The following is an 18,557-nucleotide window of genomic DNA, read 5'->3' as shown; positions in this document are numbered from 1 at the left end:
TCTCGCGCGCACGGCCGCCCGACCTCAGACCGACGCCGGTTGGGCGGCCGGTTCCTCGTCGACCACCGCGCCGGTGAACTGCGAGCGGTAGAGCCGGTGGTACGCGCCCTGGGCGGCGAGCAACTGCTCGTGGGTGCCCTGCTCGACGATCCGACCGTCCTCCATCATCAGGATCAGGTCGGCGTCGCGGATCGTGGAGAGCCGGTGCGCGATGACGAAGCTGGTCCGGTCCGAGCGCAGCGCCGCCATCGCCCGTTGCAGCAGCACCTCGGTGCGGGTGTCCACCGAACTGGTGGCCTCGTCGAGGATCAGCAGCGACGGCTCGGCGAGGAACGCCCGCGCGATGGTGATGAGCTGCTTCTCGCCGGCGCTGACGTTGCTGCCCTCCTCGTCGATGACGGTGTCGTAGCCGTCGGGCAGGCTGCGTACGAACCGGTCCACGAAGGTGGCCCGGGCCGCGGTGAGGATCTCCTCCTCGGTCGCGTCCGGCCGGCCGTAGGCGATGTTGTCCCGGATGGTGCCGCCGAACAGCCAGGTGTCCTGGAGCACCATGCCGATCCGACCGCGCAGGTCGTCGCGGCGCATCGTGGTGATGTCCACCCCGTCGAGCGTGATCCGGCCGGCGTCCAACTCGTAGAACCGCATCACCAGGTTGACAAGCGTGGTCTTGCCGGCGCCGGTCGGACCGACGATCGCCACCGTGTGCCCGGGCTCGGCAACCAGCGACAGGTCGTCGATCAGCGGCTTGTCCGGCTCGTAGCGGAACGAGACGTGCTCGAACTCGACCCGACCGTGCGGGTCGGTGACCCGGGCCGGCGCGACCGGGTCGGGGGTCTGCTCGTCCGCGTCGAGCACCGCGAAGACCCGCTCGGCCGAGGCCACCCCGGACTGGAGCAGGTTGGCCATCGAGGCGAGTTGGGTGAGCGGCTGGGTGAACTGTCGGGAGTACTGGATGAACGCCTGCACGTCGCCGAGGCTCATCGTGCCGGAAGCGACCCGCAGCCCGCCGACCACGGCGATCGCCACGTAACTCAGGTTCCCGATGAACATCATCGACGGCATGATGATCCCGGAGATGAACTGCGCCCCGAAACTGGCCCGGAACAGCTCCTCGTTCTTCGCGTGGAACGCGGCCTCGACCTCACGCTGCCGGCCGAAGACCTTCACCAGCTCATGACCGGTGTACGCCTCCTCGATCTGGCCGTTCAACTCGCCGGTGTGCGTCCACTGTGCGATGAACTGCTTCTGGGAGCGCTTCGCGATGCGCTGGGTGACCAGCACCGACAACGGCACCGCGACCAGGGCCACCAGGGCCAGCACCGGCGAGATCCAGAACATCACGGCCAGCACGCCGATGACCGTCAGCAGCGAGGTGAGCAGTTGGCTGAGGGTCTGCTGGAGGCTTGTGGAGATGTTGTCGATGTCGTTGGTGACGCGGCTCAGCAACTCACCGCGCGGCTGCCTGTCGAAGTAGGGCAGCGGCAGCCGGTTGAGCTTCTCCTCCACCTCGGCGCGCAGCCGCAGCACGGTGCGCTGGACCACCCCGTTGAGCAGCCAGCCCTGCCACCAGGACAGCAGGCTCGCGGCCAGGTAGAGCCCGAGCGCCAGTAGCAGCACCCGGCTCAGGGCGCTGAAGTCGATCCCGACCCCGGGCACCACGTCCATCCGGGCCAGCATGTCGGCGAAGCTCTCGTTGCCACTGGCCCGGGCGGCCGCGACGGCCTGCTCGGCGGTGGTCCCGGCCGGCAGGTCCCGACCGATCACCCCGGTGAAGATCAGGTCGGTGGCGTGGCCGAGGATCTTCGGCCCGGCCACGCTGAAGCTGACGCTCACCAGGGCCAACGTGATGATCGCGGCCAGGTGCAGTCGGTGCGAGCGCAGCCGGCCGAGCAACCGTCGGGCCGACGGCCCGAAGTTCATCGACTTCTCGGCGGGCATCCCGGCGCTCATCCATCCCGGGCCACCGCCCGCACGGCCGGGCGGCAGCCGCTTCGGCGTCCGCGCTTCGCCGCTGGGCTGTTGCGCGTCGCCTCCCGGCGTCCGCGCTTCGCCGGCCGGCTTCTGACTGGGTACGGCCGCGGTGCGCGGCTCGTCACGCTCGCTCATGCCGGCACCTCCGTCGTCTGCTGCGAGGCCACGATCTCGGCGTACGTCGGGCAGGTGTCCAGCAATTCCGCATGTCGTCCCACTCCGACGACCCCTCCGTCCTCAAGAACGATGATCTGGTCGGCGTCGATGATCGTGGAGACCCGCTGGGCCACGATCACCACCGCCGACTGCGCGGTGACCGGCCGCAGTGCCGCTCGCAGACGCGCGTCGGTGCCCAGGTCGAGCGCCGAGAACGAGTCGTCGAAGAGGTAGATCTCCGGCTGCCGGACCAGGGCTCGGGCGATCGCCAGGCGTTGCCGCTGCCCACCGGAGACGGTGGTGCCGCCCTGCGCGATCGGGGCGTCCAGCCCGCCGGGCATCTGGGCCACGAAGTCCCGGGCCTGGGCGATCTCCAACGCGGTCCACAGCTCCTCGTCGGTGGCGTCCGGGTTGCCGTAGCGCAGGTTGCTGGCGACCGTCCCGGTGAACAGGTACGGCCGTTGCGGCACCAGGCCGATGCGCCGCCACAGCTCGTCCGGCGCCAACTCCCGCACGTCCACCCCGTCGACCAGCACGGCACCGTCGGTGACGTCGACCAGGCGGGGGATCAGGGACAGCAGGGTCGTCTTGCCCGCGCCGGTGCTGCCGATGATCGCCGTGGTGGTGCCCGGGGTCGCCCGGAAGGAGATGTCGCGCAGCACCGGGTCCACCGCGCCCGGGTACTGGAAGCGCACCCCGCGCAGCTCCAACTCGGCCCGGGTGGGCAGCTCGGTGACCGGCGCGGCGGCCGGGACCACAGAGGAGTCGGTGTCCAGCACCTCGACGATCCGCTCGGCGCAGACCGCCGCCCGCGGCACCATCATCAGCATGAAGGTGGCCATCATGACCGCCATCAGGATCTGCATCAGGTACTGCAGGAACGCGGTGAGCGCGCCGATCTGGATCGCGCCGGCGTCCACCCGCTGCGCGCCGAACCAGAGCACCGCCACGCTGGAGACGTTCAGCACCAGCATGACCACCGGGAAGATCAACGCCAGCAACCGTCCGGTACGCAGCGCGGTGGCGGTCAGGTCGGCGTTGGCGACGCCGAAGCGGTCGGTCTCGTACGGCTCGCGGACGAACGCGCGGACGACCCGAATGCCGGTGATCTGCTCCCGCAGCACCCGGTTGACCGTGTCGATGCGGGTCTGCATCAGCCGGAAGCCCGGCACCATCCGACGGATGATCGCGCCGAGCGCGATGGCCAGCACCGGCACGCTGACCAGCATCAGCCAGGAGAGCCCGATGTCCTCGCGAAGCGCCATGAACACACCGCCGACACTCATGATCGGTGCGGCGACCAGCATCGTGCAGCTCATCAGCACGAGCATCTGCACCTGCTGCACGTCGTTGGTGTTGCGGGTGATCAGCGACGGCGCCCCGAACCGGGCCACCTCGCGGGCGGAGAAGCGGTTCACGTGCCCGAACAGCTCGGCGCGTACGTCGCGGCCGAAGCCCATCGCGACCCGGGCGCCCAGGTAGACGGCGGCGATCGAACAGACGATCTGGATCAGGCTGACCAGCAGCATCCAGCCGCCGGTGTGCACGATGTAGTCGGTGTCGCCCCGGGCCACGCCCTGGTCGATGATGTCCGCGTTGAGGCTGGGTAGGTAGAGCGAGGCCATGGTGCCCACGAACTGGAGCAGCACGACCGCCAGCAACGGTCTCTGATAGGTGCGCAGTTGGCCGCGCAGGAGTCGAATCAGCACGCCGGGTCCTTCGTTTCGGTAGGGCGTCCGGTCATCCGCGGGTCGTCTCCGCTGCCGATGACCTCAAGCAGGAACTCCCGGATCACCTGGGCCTTCACCGGGTCGGCGTCGACCGAGGTGATGGGGCGCCCGGAGTGGATCATGGCGCTGAGTGCCGCCACCCGTGCCCGACCGGCGGGGGTGATGGCGAGTCGGATGCTGCGCCGGTCGCTGTCGTCGCGCTGCCGCTCGACCAGGCCGTCGCGCTCGAGCGTGTCGACGATGCCGGTCAGGGTCGCCGGGCGGACGAAACCCTTCTCGGCGACCGCCCGGTGCGGCAACTCGCCGTGTCGAGCGAGCGTCATCAGGGTCACCATGCCGGCATGGGTGAGGCCGTGCTCCTCGGCGAGGTAGCGGTTCCACCGCTGTTCGACGAGGTGCCCGGCCACCAGCAACAGCCGGCCGAGTGGCACGTCCTGCAGGGTCACGAGTTCCACGACGTGCACATTAGCGTCCTGATAGTCAGGGGCCAAATGAAATTGCCGCAGCAGTGGCAACGAACACGATCTGGAGGATCGTGCGCTGCGCCAGCGGGGTCACCGGACGTCCGGCGAGGGTCAGCCTCCGGCGGGCGGCCGAGACGTTGGCCGGGAACATCGCGACCATGAGCAGGCCGAGCCCGGCCGCCGCCACCCGAGCGGTCGCCGGCACCAGCAGGCCGACCGCGCCGATCAGTTCCAGCACGCCGGTGACGGTGACCAGCAGGCCCGGCCGGGGTAGTCGGGGCGGAACCATCGCGATCAGGTCGGCGCGACGCTGGCCGGCGAAGTGCGCGACTGCGGTCAGGGTGAACATCACGGCCAGTCCGACGCGCAGCGCGGCAATCCAGCCGTCCAGTGCGGAGATGCCGGCCAGGCCGGCGAGTCGGGCCAGCGCGGTGCCGACGATCAGGGCGATCAGGGGTGCCATCGGAATCCTCCTCCGTGAAACTTGCCAGTGACAAGATTGCGCGTCAGGGTCCTATCTTGTCAATGGCAAGATAGGATTCCGGCGTGACCGACACGCGCGCCTACCACCACGGCGACCTGCCCCGCGCACTGCTCGCCGCAGCCGTGGAGGCCATCGAGGAGGTCGGACCCGCCGCGCTGAGCCTGCGCGACCTGGCTCGTCGGGCCGGCGTCTCGCACGCCGCGCCCGCACACCACTTCGGCGACAAGGCGGGCCTGCTCACCGCGCTCGCCGCGCAGGGCTTCGACCTGCTGGCCCAGACGTTGACCGAGGTGGCCGACGACCTGTTGGAGGCCGGCGTCGCCTACGTCGACTTCGCCGTCACGCACCGCGCGTACTTCGAGGTGATGTTCCGGCCGGAGCTCTACCGCGCCGACGACGCCGAGCTGATCGCCGCCCGGGGCCGGGCCGGCGCCGCGCTTCGGTCCGGGGTGGCGGCGCTACCCACCGGCGGCGCGCCCGCCGACACCGACCGGGACGCGCTCGCGGCCTGGTCGATCGCGCACGGCTTCGCCACCCTCTGGCTGTCCGGCGCACTGCCCGACCGAGTGGGCGAGAACCCCCGCGAAGCAGCCCGAGCCGTCCTCCGCCGCCCAACCCCACCCCACCCCCACCCCACCCCCACCCTGACCCGCCCTGAACCGCCCTGAACCGCCCCCACCCTGAACCCGCGCGTTGATCATGAAGTTATTGCCACGACACGCCGATGCGGGAGGCAATAACTTCATGATCAACGCCGGAGGGCGGGGTGGGGGTGGGAGGGCGGGGGTGGGGGTGGGTGGGGTTACCAGCTGGTGGGGAGGGGCATTCCTTCGGTGAAGCCGGCGGCGCTCTGGACGCCGACGATCGCTCGCTCGTGGAACTGGGTCAGGTTTCGTGCGCCGGCGTAGGTGAAGGCGCTGCGGACCCCGGCGATGATCTCGTCGATCAGGTCCTCGACACCGGGGCGGGCCGGGTCCAGGTGCATCCGGGCCGAGGAGATGCCCTCCTCGAACACCGCCTTGCGGGCCCGGTCGTACGGGCTGTCGTCGGCGGTTCGGGCGCTGACCGCCCGAGCCGAGGCCATCCCGAAGCTCTCCTTGTACCGCCGGCCGTCCGCGTCGGTGTACAGGTCACCGGGGGACTCGTAGGTGCCGGCGAACCAGGAGCCGATCATCACGTTCGACGCGCCGGCGGCGAGCGCGAGAGCGACGTCCCGGGGGTGGCGCACCCCGCCGTCGGCCCACACGTGCCGGCCCAGTTGGCGGGCGGCAGCCGCGCAGTCGAGCACGGCGGAGAACTGTGGTCGACCCACGCCGGTCATCATCCGGGTGGTGCACATCGCGCCGGGGCCGACGCCGACCTTGATGATGTCCGCCCCCGCCTCCACCAGGTCGCGTACGCCCTCGGCGGTGACGACGTTGCCGGCCGCCACCGGCACCCCCGGGTCCAGCTTGCGGACCGCCTGGAGTGCGGAGATCATCCGCGCCTGGTGGCCGTGCGCGGTGTCCACGACCAACGTGTCCACTCCCGCCTCCAGCAACGCCGCGGCCTTGCCGGTCACGTCACCGTTGATCCCGACGGCTGCCGCGATCCGAAGCCGACCCCTGTCGTCCACCGCTGGGGTGTAGAGGGTGGCGCGCAACGCGCCCTGTCGAGTCAGCACCCCGACCAGCCGGCCCTCGGCGTCCACCACCGGGGCGAGTCGGCGACGGCCCGCCGAGAGCAGATCGAACCCGGTACGCGGATCGGCGTCCGCCGGGACGGTGTGCAACTCGGTGGACATCACGTGACGCAGTTGGGCGAACCGGTCCACGCCCGTGGTGTCCGCCTCGGTGACCACGCCCATCGGCCGGCCGGCGTCGTCGACCACGATCACCGCACCGTGCGAGCGCTTGGGCAGCAGGTGGATGGCGTCACCCACGGTCTCGGTCGGGCCCAGCGTGATCGGCGTGTCGTAGACCAGGTGGCGCTGCTTGACCCAGGCGACGACATTCGCCACCACCTCGATCGGAATGTCCTGCGGGATCACCGTGATGGCACCCCGGCGGGCGACAGTCTCCGCCATTCGCCGTCCGGCGACCGCTGTCATGTTCGACACCACGAGCGGAATGGTGGTGCCGGTGCCGTCGCCGGTGGACAGGTCGACGTCGAGCCGGGAACCCAGGTCGGAGCGGGCCGGCGCCATGAAGACGTCGGTATAGGTCAGGTCGTGCGCGGGAGCCGCGCCGTGAAGGAACCGCACCTGGCAATCATTCCCGCTCTCGGCTGGTTCCACCGCCGGTGGTAGTGGAAAACACTCGCACGCCGTTGGTGGCGTCGCTGCTCGCCCTTGGGAGCCGGTCGAGCCACCACGAGGGCCACGGCGAGCCCGACCAGGTGCGAGCCGGTCAGCTCGCCAGGAGTGTCACGGCGAGGCCGGCCATCACGACGGCGATGACCGCGTCCAGCACCCGCCAGGCGACGGTACGGGCCAGCAGCGGTGCGAGGCGCCGCGCGCCGATGCCGAGCGCGGTGAACCAGACCGCACTGGCCAGAACGGCGCCGGCGCCGAAGACCCACCGGTGGGGGTGTTGTTGGGCCACGCCCCCGAGGAGCAGCACGGTGTCCAGGTAGACGTGGGGGTTCAGGTAGGTGAAGGCGGCGCAGGCGAGCAGGGTCGCCCCCAACGTGGCCGGCGGCCGCTCGGTGGGCAGCAGGGCGCCGGGACGCAGGGCGCGGCGGGCGGCGAGCCCCGCGTAGCAGAGCAGGAAGGCCGCACCGCCCCAACGGATCGCCACGAGGAGGCCCGGTCGGCCGGTCACCAGCGAACCGAACCCGGCCACCCCCGCCATGATCAGCAGCGCGTCCGACGCGGCGCAGGTCAGCACCACGGGTACGACGTGCTCGCGTCGGAGACCCTGGCGCAGCACGAAGGCGTTCTGGGCGCCGATGGCGACGATGAGCGCGATGGAGATCGAGAAGCCGGCGATGGCGGAGGTGAGCACGGACTCGACGCTAGGGCTGTCGACAGCCACCAGTCCAACTAAAGATTCTCACGCAACTTAAGCTCTGCTGATGAATGGTCTCGACTCGGCGCAGCTGCGGACGCTCGCGGCGGTGGTGGCGGAGGGCAGCTTCGACGCGGCGGCCCGGCTGCTGCACGTCACGCCGTCGGCGGTGAGCCAACGAATCAAGGCGCTGGAGGAGACCGTCGGCCAGGTGCTGGTCCGCCGCGCCCGACCGTGCGTGGCAACCGACGCGGGCCGTCCGCTGCTGCGCCTGGCCGGCCAGCTCACGCTGCTCGAACGGGAGGCGCTGGCCGATGCTCGCGGCCCGCTGGCCGGAAGTGGCCTGACCCGGGTCGCCGTGGTGGTCAACGCCGACTCGCTGGCCAGCTGGTTCCCCGCCGCGCTGGCCCGGTTGCCGCAGCGGGCCGGGCTCTCGTTCGACCTGCGGCAGGACGATCAGGACCACACCGCCGAGTTGCTCCGCGACGGTTCGGTGACGGCGGCCGTCACCGCCCAGCGGGAGGCCGTGCAGGGCTGCCGGGTGCTGCGGCTCGGAGCCATGCGCTACCGCGCGCTCGCCGCGCCGGAATTCGCGGCGTCCCACTTCGGCGAGGGATTCACCGCGTCCGCGCTGGCGGGCGCGCCGCTGATGGTCTTCGACCGCAAGGACCGGGTGCAACACCGGTTCATCCGGGCGGTGACGGCCCGGCCACTCGACCCGCCTGCGCACTACGTGCCGTCGGTGCCGGCCTTCAGCGAGGCGATCCGGCTCGGGTTGGGCTGGGGCCTGGTGCCGGAACAGATCGCCGGGGCCGACCTGGCCGCCGGTCGCTGTGTCGACCTCGCGCCGGGCCGCCACCTGGACGTCCCGCTGTACTGGCAGCACTGGCGGCTGGAGTCCGACGTGCTGAACGCCCTGACCGCCGCCGTTCGCGCGGTCGCCAGCGAAACCCTGCGCTGACTGCCCGCCGAGCGGCTCAGGCGATGGTGCAGATGGGGGCGCCAGCGGTGATCACGGCACCGACCTCGGCGCTGAGACCACTGACAGTGCCCGCCTTGTGCGCATGCAGCGGCTGCTCCATCTTCATCGCCTCCAACACCACGACCAGGTCACCCTCGGCCACGGTGTCGCCGTCCGCCACGGCGACCTTGACGATGGTGCCCTGCATCGGCGAGGTGAGCGCGTCGCCGCCGACAGGTGCGCCGGCCTTGGCGCCGCCCCCGCGCCGGGTCGGCTTACGAGAGGCGGGTGCCGCGGTGGTCGTACTCCCGCCGAAGCCGGCGGGGAGGCTGACCTCGAGGCGCTTGCCGCCCACCTCGACCACGACGGTGTCGCGTTCGGCCGGCGCTTCGGCGGCGCCGGCGGCGGCGGTGAACGGCGGCACGGTGTTGTGGAACTCGGTCTCGATCCACCTGGTGTGCACCGTGAACGGCTCGGCGGTGAACGCCTCGTCCCGCACGACGAGCCGGTGGAACGGCAGCGCGGTGGCCATCCCGTCGAGGACCATCTCGTCGAGCGCGCGGCGGGCGCGCTCCAGCGCCTCGGTCCGCGTCTCACCCGTGATGATCACCTTGGCGAGCAGTGAGTCGAAGTTGCCACCGATCACGTCGCCGGCCGAGATGCCGGTGTCGACCCGCACACCCGGCCCACTGGGCAGGCGCAGCGCGGTGACCGTGCCCGGGGCGGGCAGGAAGTTGCGGCCCGGGTCCTCGCCGTTGATCCGGAACTCGATCGCGTGCCCGCGCGGCGTCGGGTCCTCGGTGATCCGCAGCTTCTCGCCGTCGGCGATCCGGAACTGCTCGCGGACCAGGTCGATGCCGGCGGTCTCCTCGGTGACCGGGTGCTCGACCTGGAGCCGGGTGTTGACCTCCAGGAAGGAGATGGTGCCGTCGACGCCGACCAGGTATTCCACAGTGCCGGCGCCGTGGTAACCGGCTTCGCGGCAGATCGCCTTGGCGCTCTCGTGGATCTGCGCGCGCTGGGTGTCGGTGAGGAACGGCGCGGGCGCCTCCTCGACGAGCTTCTGGTGGCGTCGCTGCAACGAGCAGTCCCGGGTGCCCACCACGATCACGTTGCCGTGCTGGTCGGCGAGGACCTGCGCCTCGACGTGCCGGGGCTGGTCGAGGTACCGCTCGACGAAGCACTCGCCCCGACCGAACGCCGCGACCGCCTCCCGGGTGGCCGACTCGAACAGCTGGGGGATCTCCTCCATCGTGCGGGCGACCTTGAGGCCGCGCCCGCCGCCACCGAAGGCGGCCTTGATGGCCACCGGCAGGCCGTGGTCGACGGCGAACGCCATCACCTCGTCCGGGTTGGCCACCGGGTCCGGGGTGCCGGGGACCAGCGGCGCGCCGGCCCGCTGGGCGATGTGCCGGGCCGTGACCTTGTCGCCCAGGTCACGGATCGCCTGCGGGGTGGGGCCGATCCAGGTCAGCCCGGCGTCGGTGACGGCCTGGGCGAAGTCGGCGTTCTCACTGAGGAAGCCATAACCCGGGTGTACGGCGTCGGCGCCGGCCCGAGCGGCGACGTCGAGCAGCTTGTCGATGCGCAGGTAGGTCTCGGTCGCGCTGTCCCCGCCGAGCGCGTACGCCTCGTCCGCGAGGGTGGCGTGCAGGGCGTCGCGGTCGGAGTCCGCGTACACGGCGACGCTGCCCAGGCCAGCGTCGCGGCACGCGCGGATCACCCGGACGGCGATCTCGCCGCGGTTGGCGATGAGTACCTTGCGCACCTTCGTGGCTCCTCCCGGGCAGGTTACTGACGGGGAGTGTATCGGCCGCCCACGACGCCCCTAACGATCGCTCAGTGTGGGATGCCGCACTGCACCCGCCACGGTTTAGTCAAACTTGGCTATTACGCTTATGGGGTGTCTTCGACTCGGATGATGATTCTCGGTCTGGTGCGGTGGATGCAGCCCGTGCACGGCTACGACGTGCGACGCGAGCTGTTGAGCTGGAGCGCCGACAAGTGGGCGAACGTGCAACCCGGCTCGATTTACCACGCCCTGCGCAAGCTCACCGAGGAAGGGCTGCTCCGCGCCGTCGCGACCGAGCAGGTCGGCGCCCGTCCGGCGCGCACCACCTACGAGGTGACCGCCAAGGGCGAGGACGAGTTCGAGACGCTGCTGCGCAACCTCTGGTGGAACATCAGCGAGCCGACCGACCCCTTCACGGCGGCGTTCTCCTTCCTGCCGGCGATGCCGCGCGCCGAGGCGGCCGCGGCCCTGCGGAACCGGGCCAACCTGCTCCGCGCCAACGTCGCCTCGATGCGTGCCTCGCTGGATTCGGACTGGGTTCGCGGCGCCAAGCCGGTGCACGTCAGTTGGATGATCGAGCTCTGGTCCGCCCGCGCGGAGGCGGAGATCGGGTGGTGCGAGCGGATCGCGGAACGTGTCGAATCCGGAGTGTCGTACCTGCCTGCTGAGCTGGAGAACGCGGATGGTTGGCCGGGGTGGCGGGACGGCGAGGAGCGGCCCGCACCCGACGCGGAATAATCAACGTTGACTAAAAAAGCTATATCGCGTTAGCCTGCTGGCGGCACAGCGGGGGAGTGCGCCGTCCGGCGTCGTCCCACTCGACGGCCGGCCCGACCGGCCCGAACGACCAGGAGCAGAAATGATCGAGACCAGGGGGTTGCGGAAGTCGTTCCGCTCCCGCGCGGGTCGAGAGACGAAGACGGTGGACGCCGTGCGGGGCGTCGACCTCGAGGTTGCCAAGGGCGAGATCTTCGGCTTCCTCGGCCCGAACGGCGCCGGCAAGACCACCACGCTGCGGATGCTCGCCACGCTTATCGAGCCGGACGGCGGCGAGGCCACCATCGCGGGCGCAGACCTCCGCAAGGACCCGGCCGAGGTGCGCCGCCGCATCGGGTACGTCCCGCAGGGCGGCAGCACCTGGGACGAGTCCACCGCCCGCGAGGAACTGGTGCTGCACGCCCGGATGTATGGCATCAGCAAGCCCGACGCGCAGCGCCGCGCCGCCCGCGCCCTGGATGCCTTCCAGCTCACCGAGTACGCCGACCGCAAGTGCAAGACCTACTCCGGCGGCCAGCGCCGCCGGGTGGAGATCGCCCTCGGCATCATCCACGAGCCGAAGATCGTCTTCCTGGACGAGCCGACCACCGGCCTCGACCCGCAGAGCCGCGCCCACATGTGGGACGAGATCCGGCGGCTGCGCGGGGACGGGATGACCGTCTTCATCACCACGCACTACCTGGACGAGGCCGACGCGCTCTGCGACCGGATCGCGATCATGGACAACGGCGAGGTGGTGGCCGAGGGCACGCCAACCGAGCTCAAGCGGGAAATCTCCGGCGACGTGGTGCTGGTCGGCCTCGACCTGTCCGCCACCCCGCAGGCCGCCCAGACACTCGACGGTGAGCCGTACGTCAACAAGCTGGAGACGGCCGACGAGGGCGGCCTGCGCCTCTACGTCGACGAGGGCGCCACCGCCATTCCGCAGGTGCTGCGCCGACTCGACCAGGCTGGGCTGGAACTGCGCTCGATCGAGCTGCACCGACCCAGCCTGGACGACGTCTTCCTCACCAAGACCGGCCGCTCGCTGCGCGAGTCCTGACCACCGGAGACGACTCTCATGAAATTCGCCCGTGACACGTGGCTGATCTTTCAGCGCCAGATCCAACTCCTGCTGCGCAACCCGGTCTGGGTCTTCGTCGGCGTGTTCCAGCCGGTCATGTACCTGCTGCTCTTCGCCCCGCTGCTCAAGCCCGCACTGAACGCACCCACCCAGGCCGCCGCCTACAAGATCTTCGTACCGGGTCTGCTGGTGCTGCTGGCCATCTTCGGTGGCCTGTTCCAGGGCTTCGGCCTGATCGCCGAGCTGCGAGCCGGGCTCATCGAACGCTCCCGGGTCACCCCGATCAGCCGGCTCGCCCTGCTGCTCGGCCGCTCGCTGCGCGACGTGGTCTCGCTCCTGGTGCAGGCGGTCATCATCACGCTGCTGGCGCTCCTGTTCGACCTTCGGGTGTTCATCGGGGACCTGCTGCTGGCGTACCTGATGCTTGCCCTGATCGCCCTCATGACCTCGGCCGTCTCCTACGGCGTCGCCCTCAAGGTCAAGAGCGAGGACGCGCTGGCCCCCCTGATGAACACCGTGGCGCAGCCGGTGCTGCTGCTCTCCGGCATCCTGCTGCCGCTCACCTTCGCACCCGGCTGGTTGCGGGGCATCGCCAACTGGAACCCGTTCTCCTGGGCGGTCGACGGCACCCGGGCACTGTTCGCCGGTGACCTGGGCAGCGACAAGGTCTGGCAGGGCCTCAGCATCACCGCGGTCCTCGCCGCGCTGGGCGTCTACTGGGCCGCTCGCCAGTTCGCCCGCAGCGTCCGCTGACGCTGGCTTCCGCAGTCCGTTAGAAATCGGGGTGTCCCTTGGTGGGGGACACCCCGATTTCGGCGCTCGGCGATTGCTGGTGCTCGGGGTTGCTGCTGCTCAGCGGACCCGGGCTAGGGTCAGGCCGTCCGCGATCGGCAGCATCACCGGGTCCACCCGGACGTCGGCGAGGACCTCGTCGTTGAACGCGGCGATGGCCCGGTCCCCGGCGTCCTGCGGGGCGATGACCCGCCCGCCACGCAGCACGTTGTCGACGGCGATCACCCCACCCGGACGCATCCGGGGCACCAGCTCAGCCCAGTAGATCGGGTAGCCGGTCTTGTCCGCGTCGATGAACGCGAAGTCCAGGTGCCGCTCGTGCGGCAACTCCCGCAGCCCGTCCGCGGCCGGGCCGATGTGCAGGTCGATCAGATCCCGCACGCCGGCCTGTGCCCAGTAACGCCGGGCGATGCTGGTGAACTCCTCGGAAATGTCGAAACAGGTCAGCCGCCCACCCTCGGGCAACCCGCGGGCGATCGCCAACGCGGAGAGCCCGGTGAACGTGCCGACCTCGACGGCCTGCCGCACGTCGAGCAGCCGGGTGAGGAACGTCAGGAACGCGGCCTGCTCCGGAGCCACCTGCATGGTGGCGTGCTCCGGCAGCACCGACCGGGTCTCCTCGGCCAGGTCACGGACGATCTCGTCCGGCGGGGAGCCGTGCGCGACCAGGTAGGCGTGCAGCTCGTCGGTAAGCGGGATCGACTTGGTTGTCATGACCGGACGTTACCGATCGGCTCGACCGTTTGGCCGCCCGGCGCGACAGTCGTCCACAGGTCGGTGATCCGCAGATCCAGCTCGGCGAGAAGCCGGCGCAGCAGCGGCATCGACAGCCCCACCACCGTCCCCGGGTCACCCTCGATCCGCTCCACGAACGGCCCACCCAGCCCGTCGATCGTGAACGCGCCAGCCACCGCCAACGGCTCACCCGTGGCCACGTACGCGGCGATCTCGTCGTCACTGATGTCAGCGAAGTGCACAATGGTCGACGCGACCGCCTCCGCGCGCCGCCCAGCAGCAACATCGATCAGACAGTGCCCGCTGTGCAGAACACCGCTGCGCCCCCGCATCCGCAGCCACCGCCGGGTAGCGTCGGCCGCATCCGCCGGCTTGCCGAGGATCTCCCCGTCGAACGCCAGCACCGAGTCACAGCCGATCACCAACGTCCGCTGATCAACAGCCGGGCTCAGCCTGGCCGACACCGCCTGTGCCTTCAGACGAGCCAACTCCAGACACAATTCCTCGGCCCGCTCGGTCACCACCAGGGACTCGTCCACCCCGCTGACCAGCACCTCCGGCTCCACGCCGGCAGCCCGGAGCAACTTACGACGGGCAGGGCTCGCCGACGCGAGCACGAGGCGGAGCGGCAAGGTCTCAGACACGAGCCCGAGGCTACCGCCCAGCGCTCACCAAGACCGACACCCCGCCCATCGCCGGCCGCCCGGCGCGCCGGCTGGTCGGTGGCCGGGTGGTCGGGGTGGTCGGTGGTCGGTGGCCTGGTGGTCGGTGGCTTCGTGGCCGGGAGGCCGGTGGCGGGGTGGCCCGGAGGTGAAGTGGCCGGGAGGCCCGGTGGCGGCGAGGCGGCGTGGGCCGGTGGCGGGGCGGCCGGGAGGTCCGGCGTCTGGGGCGGCGAGGCGGCGTGGGCCGGTGGCGGGGTGGCCGGAGGTCCGGTGTCTGGGGCGGCGAGGCGGCGTGGGCCGGTGGCGGGGTGGCCGGAGGTCCGGTGTCTGGGGCGGGTGGCGCGGGGGCCGGGTGGTCGGTTGTTCGGGCTGCAGGGCAGCCTGGATGGCCCGAAGTCCTTGATCCACTCGCCTTTCAGGAAAACGCGGTATCCCCTTGCCCCGGATACCGCAGTTTCCTGGAAGGCGAGTGGATCACCGTCCACCCATCGTCGGCCACCGCGAGGATCGAGTCGGTGTCGGCGATATCGGGGTATCCGGCTGCCCCGGACACCCCGACATCAAGAAACCCGAGTCGATCACTGTTTCGTTGATCGGTCAGCGACTGATTCTGGGCGGCGGATCATCACCACGTCGGCGCCGCCGCGCTATCACTGCCCACCCGACCCCGACAGCCACGATCACCCCAAGGGTGGCCAGGCCGCGCGCTGTCGCTCCATCGCTCTCGTCACCCGGCTGAGCACCAGCCGTCGTGCTCGGTCCAGCACCGGCCGGAGCGCTCACCGACTCAAACCCCAGCGGCGGTACGTCTGCCGTCAGCGCCGCCACAAGATCGATCACCCCATAGCCGTACTCGTCGTCGCGCCCGGGTGGACCCTTGTCGACGGCGGTAGCCGTAAGCCGGTGCGCCACCTCGCGGGCGGGCAGGTACGGGAACTTGGACCTGATCAACGCGGCCGCGCCGGCCACGATCGCCGTCGCGTCCGAGGTTCCGGTGCCTTTGCGGTACTTGCCGTCGATGCTCGTGCTGTAGATGTCGACCGCGGGCGCAACCACATCAATCTCCGGTCCAGTCACCGAGACGGCAGCATGTTTGCCGTCTCGGTCGATTCCACCGACGGCGATGACGCCGTCCTCCGACGCTGGATAACCAACTGCAGAATCATGCGGGCGGTTGCCAGCGGATGCAACCACAATCACACCGGCCGCGAGTGCCGCTCTTATGGATCGACGCAATGGGATGCCGGCGCCGCCAACCGAGGAAATACTTATAACGTCGGCTCCGTTGAGGACCGCGAAGTCGATGCCTGCGGCCAAGTTCTCGGGCTCACCCTCACCGTCAGCAGGCGTATCCCGAATTGGGAGTATTTGCGCATCTGGAGCTATTCCCAGAGCGCCCGAGTTTGTCCCCTGCCCATGCGCAGCAATTAAGCCGGCCATCCCAGTGCCATGGCTATTCTGATCGTACTGACCGCTGCCATCCCCGCCGGTGATGATGTCAATACCTCTTAGAAGGTTTCTCCGAAGGTCGGGGTGCGGTTGCACGCCTGTGTCTGGGACAGCGACAGTTACTCCTGCGCCTCGGGTAATGCGTTGCGCATCGGAAGCATTAAGGTAAGTGAGGTGCCACTGGTCCGATCTGATCCTGTGGATCTCGCCGGGCTCGCCACTCGGGAAGTGAGAACCGGCTCCCGCCGGTATATGCACTGGGAGTAGCGTCGCCGAAAAAATAGCCGACAATATCCGCAAGAGTCGACGATCACGATTCATTATCGGTTGAAGCCGATTGCGGGGCCAGGGTCGGTTGGGCCCTGCTCCTCTGGCGGGCGGACGACAGGGTCTACCCCTTGGTCGATCTCCCACGGATGATCGGGGTCCCAGGCTCGTTGATCTGCGTTCTGGCCCCTTCTTGCGGGATGATTATGCGGGTAACTAGTTCCCAGGCCCGAACCCGCAGCGCTGCCCAGGGTGGGAGCGCCGCCAATGGGTGGAAGCTGCTGTCGTCCAGGCAAGCCTCGGCCTCCGGCTGGCCGGGAACCGGCTCCACCGGTTGGGGTGGTGCCAGCGCCACCGCCACCGATAACGCCGCCAATTGGATTAACTTTTCGTGTCGGACTGGGCGGGGATGCGGGCTGACCTAGCCCGACGCCAGGCGTCGCACCGATAATGCCGGTTGGTGGCAAAGATCGAGTCGGCGGCTGTGAGGAGGGGGGGCCGTTGCTATTTCCACGAACCTGCCGATTGGTGGCTCCCGACGTGCCCTCGGAAGGCGAAATTGGGGTGCGAGGTATCGGCCCAGGTGGCAGCGGCGTTGGCGTTCCAATGCCGGGCGGCGGGGTGGATACTCCAACTCCAGAAACTCCCGGAACTCCAGGAATCGGGGGAGGCGGTGCAGTTGCGGTGCTGGTGCCGCCAAGTATCGGCCCTATCACTGAGGCGGTAGAGGCGGGTTGCGACCTGCCCATTGGACTAGATGGAAGCGAAGACGGTGCTGCGCCGACGGTCATGGGTACGGGTAAGATTGGCGGGATTGTTGGCGCGGAGTCATAAGCATCTGAGTCTGACGGGTCTCGCCTTGGGCGCGGAGGAGCCATGGGGGGTTTTTGGAGGGTTGCTTGGGCTTGTTGGAGTTCGCCGCTCAGGTTGAACATCATGGATCGGGCCTGCGCGTTCAGCCGTTCCAGTTCCCCATCAGCGACAGGCGGCTCGGTGACCCGGTTGCCCATCACCGCTTTCGGGTCGGCGACCATCGACTCGTACGCCTGTTTCTGCTGGAACTTGGTCGCGTACTCCTCGTGGATCTTGCGGAGTGCGGCGCGGGTGGTGCCGATGGCCTGGGTTGCGGCGGAGAGTGCGGTGTAGTTCGAGGCGGCGGCGTCGTGGGTCCGCTGGACCTTGTCGATGAGTTCGTCGAGTTCGGCGAGGTACGTGCGGGAGGCGGCGCTGGTTTCGGGGGGCCAGGCCTCGGCGAGCCCGCGTCGGTACTGCTGGAGGCGGCCGAGGTGGGTTTGCGCCAGGTCGCAGACCTTGCGCCAGCCGGCTACCTGCTTCCAGTGGTTGGCGGTGTCGTGGTCCTGGAGGCAGGCCCACATGCTGTTGACGTCCATGAGTTGCCAGTCGGTGAGGCCTGAGGTGCGGCCGGTGCCTCGTTCGATCACGGCAGCACCACCGGCCCTTGGGCGTCGGGGCTGGTCGGGTCGGTCAGTGTCGGCGTGGGGCCGCCGGGGAGGACGCTGGCGGGGTTGGCGAGGGCTCGTTGCACGTCCACCACTCGGGCGGCGGTGAAGGCGTCGCTGTCGGCGTAGTGGGTGGCGACCTGGTCGGCGGCGGCGGCGAGGTGGCCGGTGACGCCTCGGACGGCGTACACCATGTCGGCGGTGGCCTGCTGCGTCTCGTGGTGGGCGTGCAGGAATGTGACCAGCTCGATGAAGGCGTCACATGGGTTGGGCAGCTTCGCGGACATGTCTTCGGCGATGTACGACAGGTGCGGCGCGTAGTTGCTCTCGACCTCGGCGGCGAGCCGGTCGGCGAACTCTCTGAGCTGACTGATGTCGGCTTCGATGCCGCTGTAACCGCGTAGCCAGGGTGCTGGCCGGTCCTCCTCGGGGATCATGGATCCTCCCTACCCGTAACGGCACCGTTTCCCTGAGTGAGATTAACGGCTCAACGCCCCCCTGGCAGCCCCCCGTGCGGCGGGTCTCGGGTCAGCGGGGCAGGCCGGCGGCACGCCACCCACGGGAGTTGCCCGGTCGACCGCTGCGCGCCCAGGCGGACACGGTCGTCGGCGCGGGGGTGGTGGCGGGCCGGGACCGGACGATGATCGCCCCCACCAGAGCGGCCAACTCCTCGGCGGTGGGCACGCCGCGGACGACCCGGAACAGCGGCTCTTCGGCAGACATGACGCCAGGGTACGCGGCGCGAAGTTACCCGAAGCGCACAGTGGCGTGCCGGCGGTGTGAGCGTCAGCCGGTCCGGGTACCGTC

General features: G+C 69.9%; 18 protein-coding genes. 6 read left to right on the top strand and 12 right to left on the bottom strand.

The genetic code is table 11. The annotated features are described in order from the left end of the window. Positions 1-24: 24 nt before the first annotated feature. From ACLQ3B_RS06440 to ACLQ3B_RS06425, 4 genes are read right to left on the bottom strand one after another with little or no spacing between them, the layout of a single operon-like run. Positions 25-2,106 (bottom strand): ABC transporter ATP-binding protein, encoded by a 2,082-nt coding sequence (locus ACLQ3B_RS06440; RefSeq protein ID WP_425778255.1) that lies wholly within the window; start codon positions 2,104-2,106, stop codon positions 25-27. Then, a complete protein-coding gene (locus ACLQ3B_RS06435) occupies positions 2,103-3,836 on the bottom strand; it encodes an ABC transporter ATP-binding protein (RefSeq protein WP_425778253.1) in 1,734 nt (577 codons plus the stop codon). The genes ACLQ3B_RS06440 and ACLQ3B_RS06435 overlap by 4 nt, the downstream gene beginning before the upstream one ends. Next, positions 3,830-4,312 (bottom strand): MarR family winged helix-turn-helix transcriptional regulator, encoded by a 483-nt coding sequence (locus tag ACLQ3B_RS06430; protein WP_425778251.1) that lies wholly within the window; start codon positions 4,310-4,312, stop codon positions 3,830-3,832. Before ACLQ3B_RS06430 ends, ACLQ3B_RS06435 begins: the two co-directional genes overlap by 7 nt. A gap of 25 nt (positions 4,313-4,337) precedes the next feature. Continuing rightward, positions 4,338-4,784, bottom strand: a complete 447-nt coding sequence (locus tag ACLQ3B_RS06425) for a DoxX family protein (RefSeq protein ID WP_425778249.1) — start codon at positions 4,782-4,784, stop codon at positions 4,338-4,340. Positions 4,785-4,867: 83 nt separating this feature from the next. On the opposite strand from ACLQ3B_RS06425, the gene ACLQ3B_RS06420 reads away from it, so the two are divergent. Continuing rightward, positions 4,868-5,473: a TetR/AcrR family transcriptional regulator gene (locus tag ACLQ3B_RS06420; protein WP_425778247.1), complete on the top strand. Its 606-nt coding sequence runs from the start codon at positions 4,868-4,870 to the stop codon at positions 5,471-5,473. 134 nt (positions 5,474-5,607) lie between these two features. Here ACLQ3B_RS06420 and ACLQ3B_RS06415 read toward each other — a convergent pair whose 3' ends face one another. Both ACLQ3B_RS06415 and ACLQ3B_RS06410 read right to left on the bottom strand, forming a co-directional pair. Beyond that, positions 5,608-7,047 carry a GuaB1 family IMP dehydrogenase-related protein gene (locus tag ACLQ3B_RS06415; RefSeq protein WP_425778246.1) on the bottom strand — a complete coding sequence of 480 codons (1,440 nt, stop codon included), beginning with the start codon at positions 7,045-7,047 and terminating at the stop codon, positions 5,608-5,610. A 145-nt stretch (positions 7,048-7,192) separates the two neighbouring features. After that, entirely contained in the window at positions 7,193-7,789 is a 597-nt protein-coding gene (locus ACLQ3B_RS06410; RefSeq protein ID WP_425778245.1) for a LysE/ArgO family amino acid transporter, read from the bottom strand. A 70-nt stretch (positions 7,790-7,859) separates the two neighbouring features. On the opposite strand from ACLQ3B_RS06410, the gene ACLQ3B_RS06405 reads away from it, so the two are divergent. Further along, entirely contained in the window at positions 7,860-8,753 is an 894-nt protein-coding gene (locus ACLQ3B_RS06405; RefSeq protein ID WP_425778243.1) for a LysR family transcriptional regulator ArgP, read from the top strand. Between the two features lie 16 nt (positions 8,754-8,769). On the opposite strand, the gene ACLQ3B_RS06400 is transcribed toward ACLQ3B_RS06405, so the two are convergent. Then, complete coding sequence (locus ACLQ3B_RS06400) at positions 8,770-10,521, bottom strand: acetyl/propionyl/methylcrotonyl-CoA carboxylase subunit alpha (RefSeq protein ID WP_425778241.1); 1,752 nt, start codon at positions 10,519-10,521, stop codon at positions 8,770-8,772. 150 nt (positions 10,522-10,671) lie between these two features. Here ACLQ3B_RS06400 and ACLQ3B_RS06395 point away from each other — a divergent pair, with 150 nt between their 5' ends. The 3 genes from ACLQ3B_RS06395 (at position 10,672) to ACLQ3B_RS06385 (ending at position 13,138) form a co-directional block, all read left to right on the top strand. Beyond that, complete coding sequence (locus ACLQ3B_RS06395) at positions 10,672-11,283, top strand: PadR family transcriptional regulator (protein WP_425779792.1); 612 nt, start codon at positions 10,672-10,674, stop codon at positions 11,281-11,283. 121 nt (positions 11,284-11,404) lie between these two features. After that, positions 11,405-12,364 carry an ATP-binding cassette domain-containing protein gene (locus ACLQ3B_RS06390; protein ID WP_425778239.1) on the top strand — a complete coding sequence of 320 codons (960 nt, stop codon included), beginning with the start codon at positions 11,405-11,407 and terminating at the stop codon, positions 12,362-12,364. Positions 12,365-12,382: 18 nt separating this feature from the next. Then, positions 12,383-13,138 carry an ABC transporter permease gene (locus ACLQ3B_RS06385; protein ID WP_425778237.1) on the top strand — a complete coding sequence of 252 codons (756 nt, stop codon included), beginning with the start codon at positions 12,383-12,385 and terminating at the stop codon, positions 13,136-13,138. Positions 13,139-13,237: 99 nt separating this feature from the next. On the opposite strand, the gene ACLQ3B_RS06380 is transcribed toward ACLQ3B_RS06385, so the two are convergent. The 3 genes from ACLQ3B_RS06380 to mycP all read right to left on the bottom strand — a co-directional run bounded on the left by ACLQ3B_RS06380 (position 13,238) and on the right by mycP (position 16,305). After that, positions 13,238-13,891: an O-methyltransferase gene (locus tag ACLQ3B_RS06380; RefSeq protein ID WP_425778235.1), complete on the bottom strand. Its 654-nt coding sequence runs from the start codon at positions 13,889-13,891 to the stop codon at positions 13,238-13,240. Further along, positions 13,888-14,556 (bottom strand): Maf family protein, encoded by a 669-nt coding sequence (locus ACLQ3B_RS06375; RefSeq protein ID WP_425778233.1) that lies wholly within the window; start codon positions 14,554-14,556, stop codon positions 13,888-13,890. Before ACLQ3B_RS06375 ends, ACLQ3B_RS06380 begins: the two co-directional genes overlap by 4 nt. A gap of 615 nt (positions 14,557-15,171) precedes the next feature. Next, the gene (mycP, locus tag ACLQ3B_RS06370; protein ID WP_425779790.1) at positions 15,172-16,305 is read right to left on the bottom strand and encodes a type VII secretion-associated serine protease mycosin; all 1,134 of its coding nucleotides are present in this window, start codon (positions 16,303-16,305) and stop codon (positions 15,172-15,174) included. Positions 16,306-17,195: 890 nt separating this feature from the next. On the opposite strand from mycP, the gene ACLQ3B_RS06365 reads away from it, so the two are divergent. Then, entirely contained in the window at positions 17,196-17,705 is a 510-nt protein-coding gene (locus tag ACLQ3B_RS06365) for a hypothetical protein (protein WP_425778232.1), read from the top strand. 23 nt (positions 17,706-17,728) lie between these two features. On the opposite strand, the gene ACLQ3B_RS06360 is transcribed toward ACLQ3B_RS06365, so the two are convergent. Further along, on the bottom strand, positions 17,729-18,187 hold the full coding sequence (locus tag ACLQ3B_RS06360) for a hypothetical protein (RefSeq protein WP_425778230.1): 459 nt from the start codon (positions 18,185-18,187) through the stop codon (positions 17,729-17,731). Positions 18,188-18,278: 91 nt separating this feature from the next. After that, complete coding sequence (locus ACLQ3B_RS06355; protein ID WP_425778228.1) at positions 18,279-18,473, bottom strand: acyl-CoA carboxylase subunit epsilon; 195 nt, start codon at positions 18,471-18,473, stop codon at positions 18,279-18,281. Positions 18,474-18,557 lie beyond the last annotated feature (84 nt).

Origin of the sequence: Micromonospora sp. DT53, assembly GCF_049841535.1 — a bacterium.
Taxonomy (GTDB): domain Bacteria; phylum Actinomycetota; class Actinomycetes; order Mycobacteriales; family Micromonosporaceae; genus Micromonospora.
The sequence above is the reverse complement of the archived record's forward strand: the minus strand, read 5'-3'. Positions and strand labels throughout refer to the sequence as shown.

What these genes read in the sequence shown, in the direction of transcription:
- ACLQ3B_RS06440 (WP_425778255.1), bottom strand. Translation starts at nt 2,106, where the DNA reads ATGAGCGAGCGTGACGAGCCGCGCACCGCGGCCGTACCCAGTCAGAAG.
- ACLQ3B_RS06425 (WP_425778249.1), bottom strand. Translation starts at nt 4,784, where the DNA reads ATGGCACCCCTGATCGCCCTGATCGTCGGCACCGCGCTGGCCCGACTC.
- ACLQ3B_RS06405 (WP_425778243.1), top strand. Translation starts at nt 7,860, where the DNA reads ATGAATGGTCTCGACTCGGCGCAGCTGCGGACGCTCGCGGCGGTGGTG.
- ACLQ3B_RS06395 (WP_425779792.1), top strand. Translation starts at nt 10,672, where the DNA reads ATGATGATTCTCGGTCTGGTGCGGTGGATGCAGCCCGTGCACGGCTAC.
- ACLQ3B_RS06390 (WP_425778239.1), top strand. Translation starts at nt 11,405, where the DNA reads ATGATCGAGACCAGGGGGTTGCGGAAGTCGTTCCGCTCCCGCGCGGGT.
- ACLQ3B_RS06385 (WP_425778237.1), top strand. Translation starts at nt 12,383, where the DNA reads ATGAAATTCGCCCGTGACACGTGGCTGATCTTTCAGCGCCAGATCCAA.
- ACLQ3B_RS06380 (WP_425778235.1), bottom strand. Translation starts at nt 13,891, where the DNA reads ATGACAACCAAGTCGATCCCGCTTACCGACGAGCTGCACGCCTACCTG.
- ACLQ3B_RS06360 (WP_425778230.1), bottom strand. Translation starts at nt 18,187, where the DNA reads ATGATCCCCGAGGAGGACCGGCCAGCACCCTGGCTACGCGGTTACAGC.
- ACLQ3B_RS06355 (WP_425778228.1), bottom strand. Translation starts at nt 18,473, where the DNA reads ATGTCTGCCGAAGAGCCGCTGTTCCGGGTCGTCCGCGGCGTGCCCACC.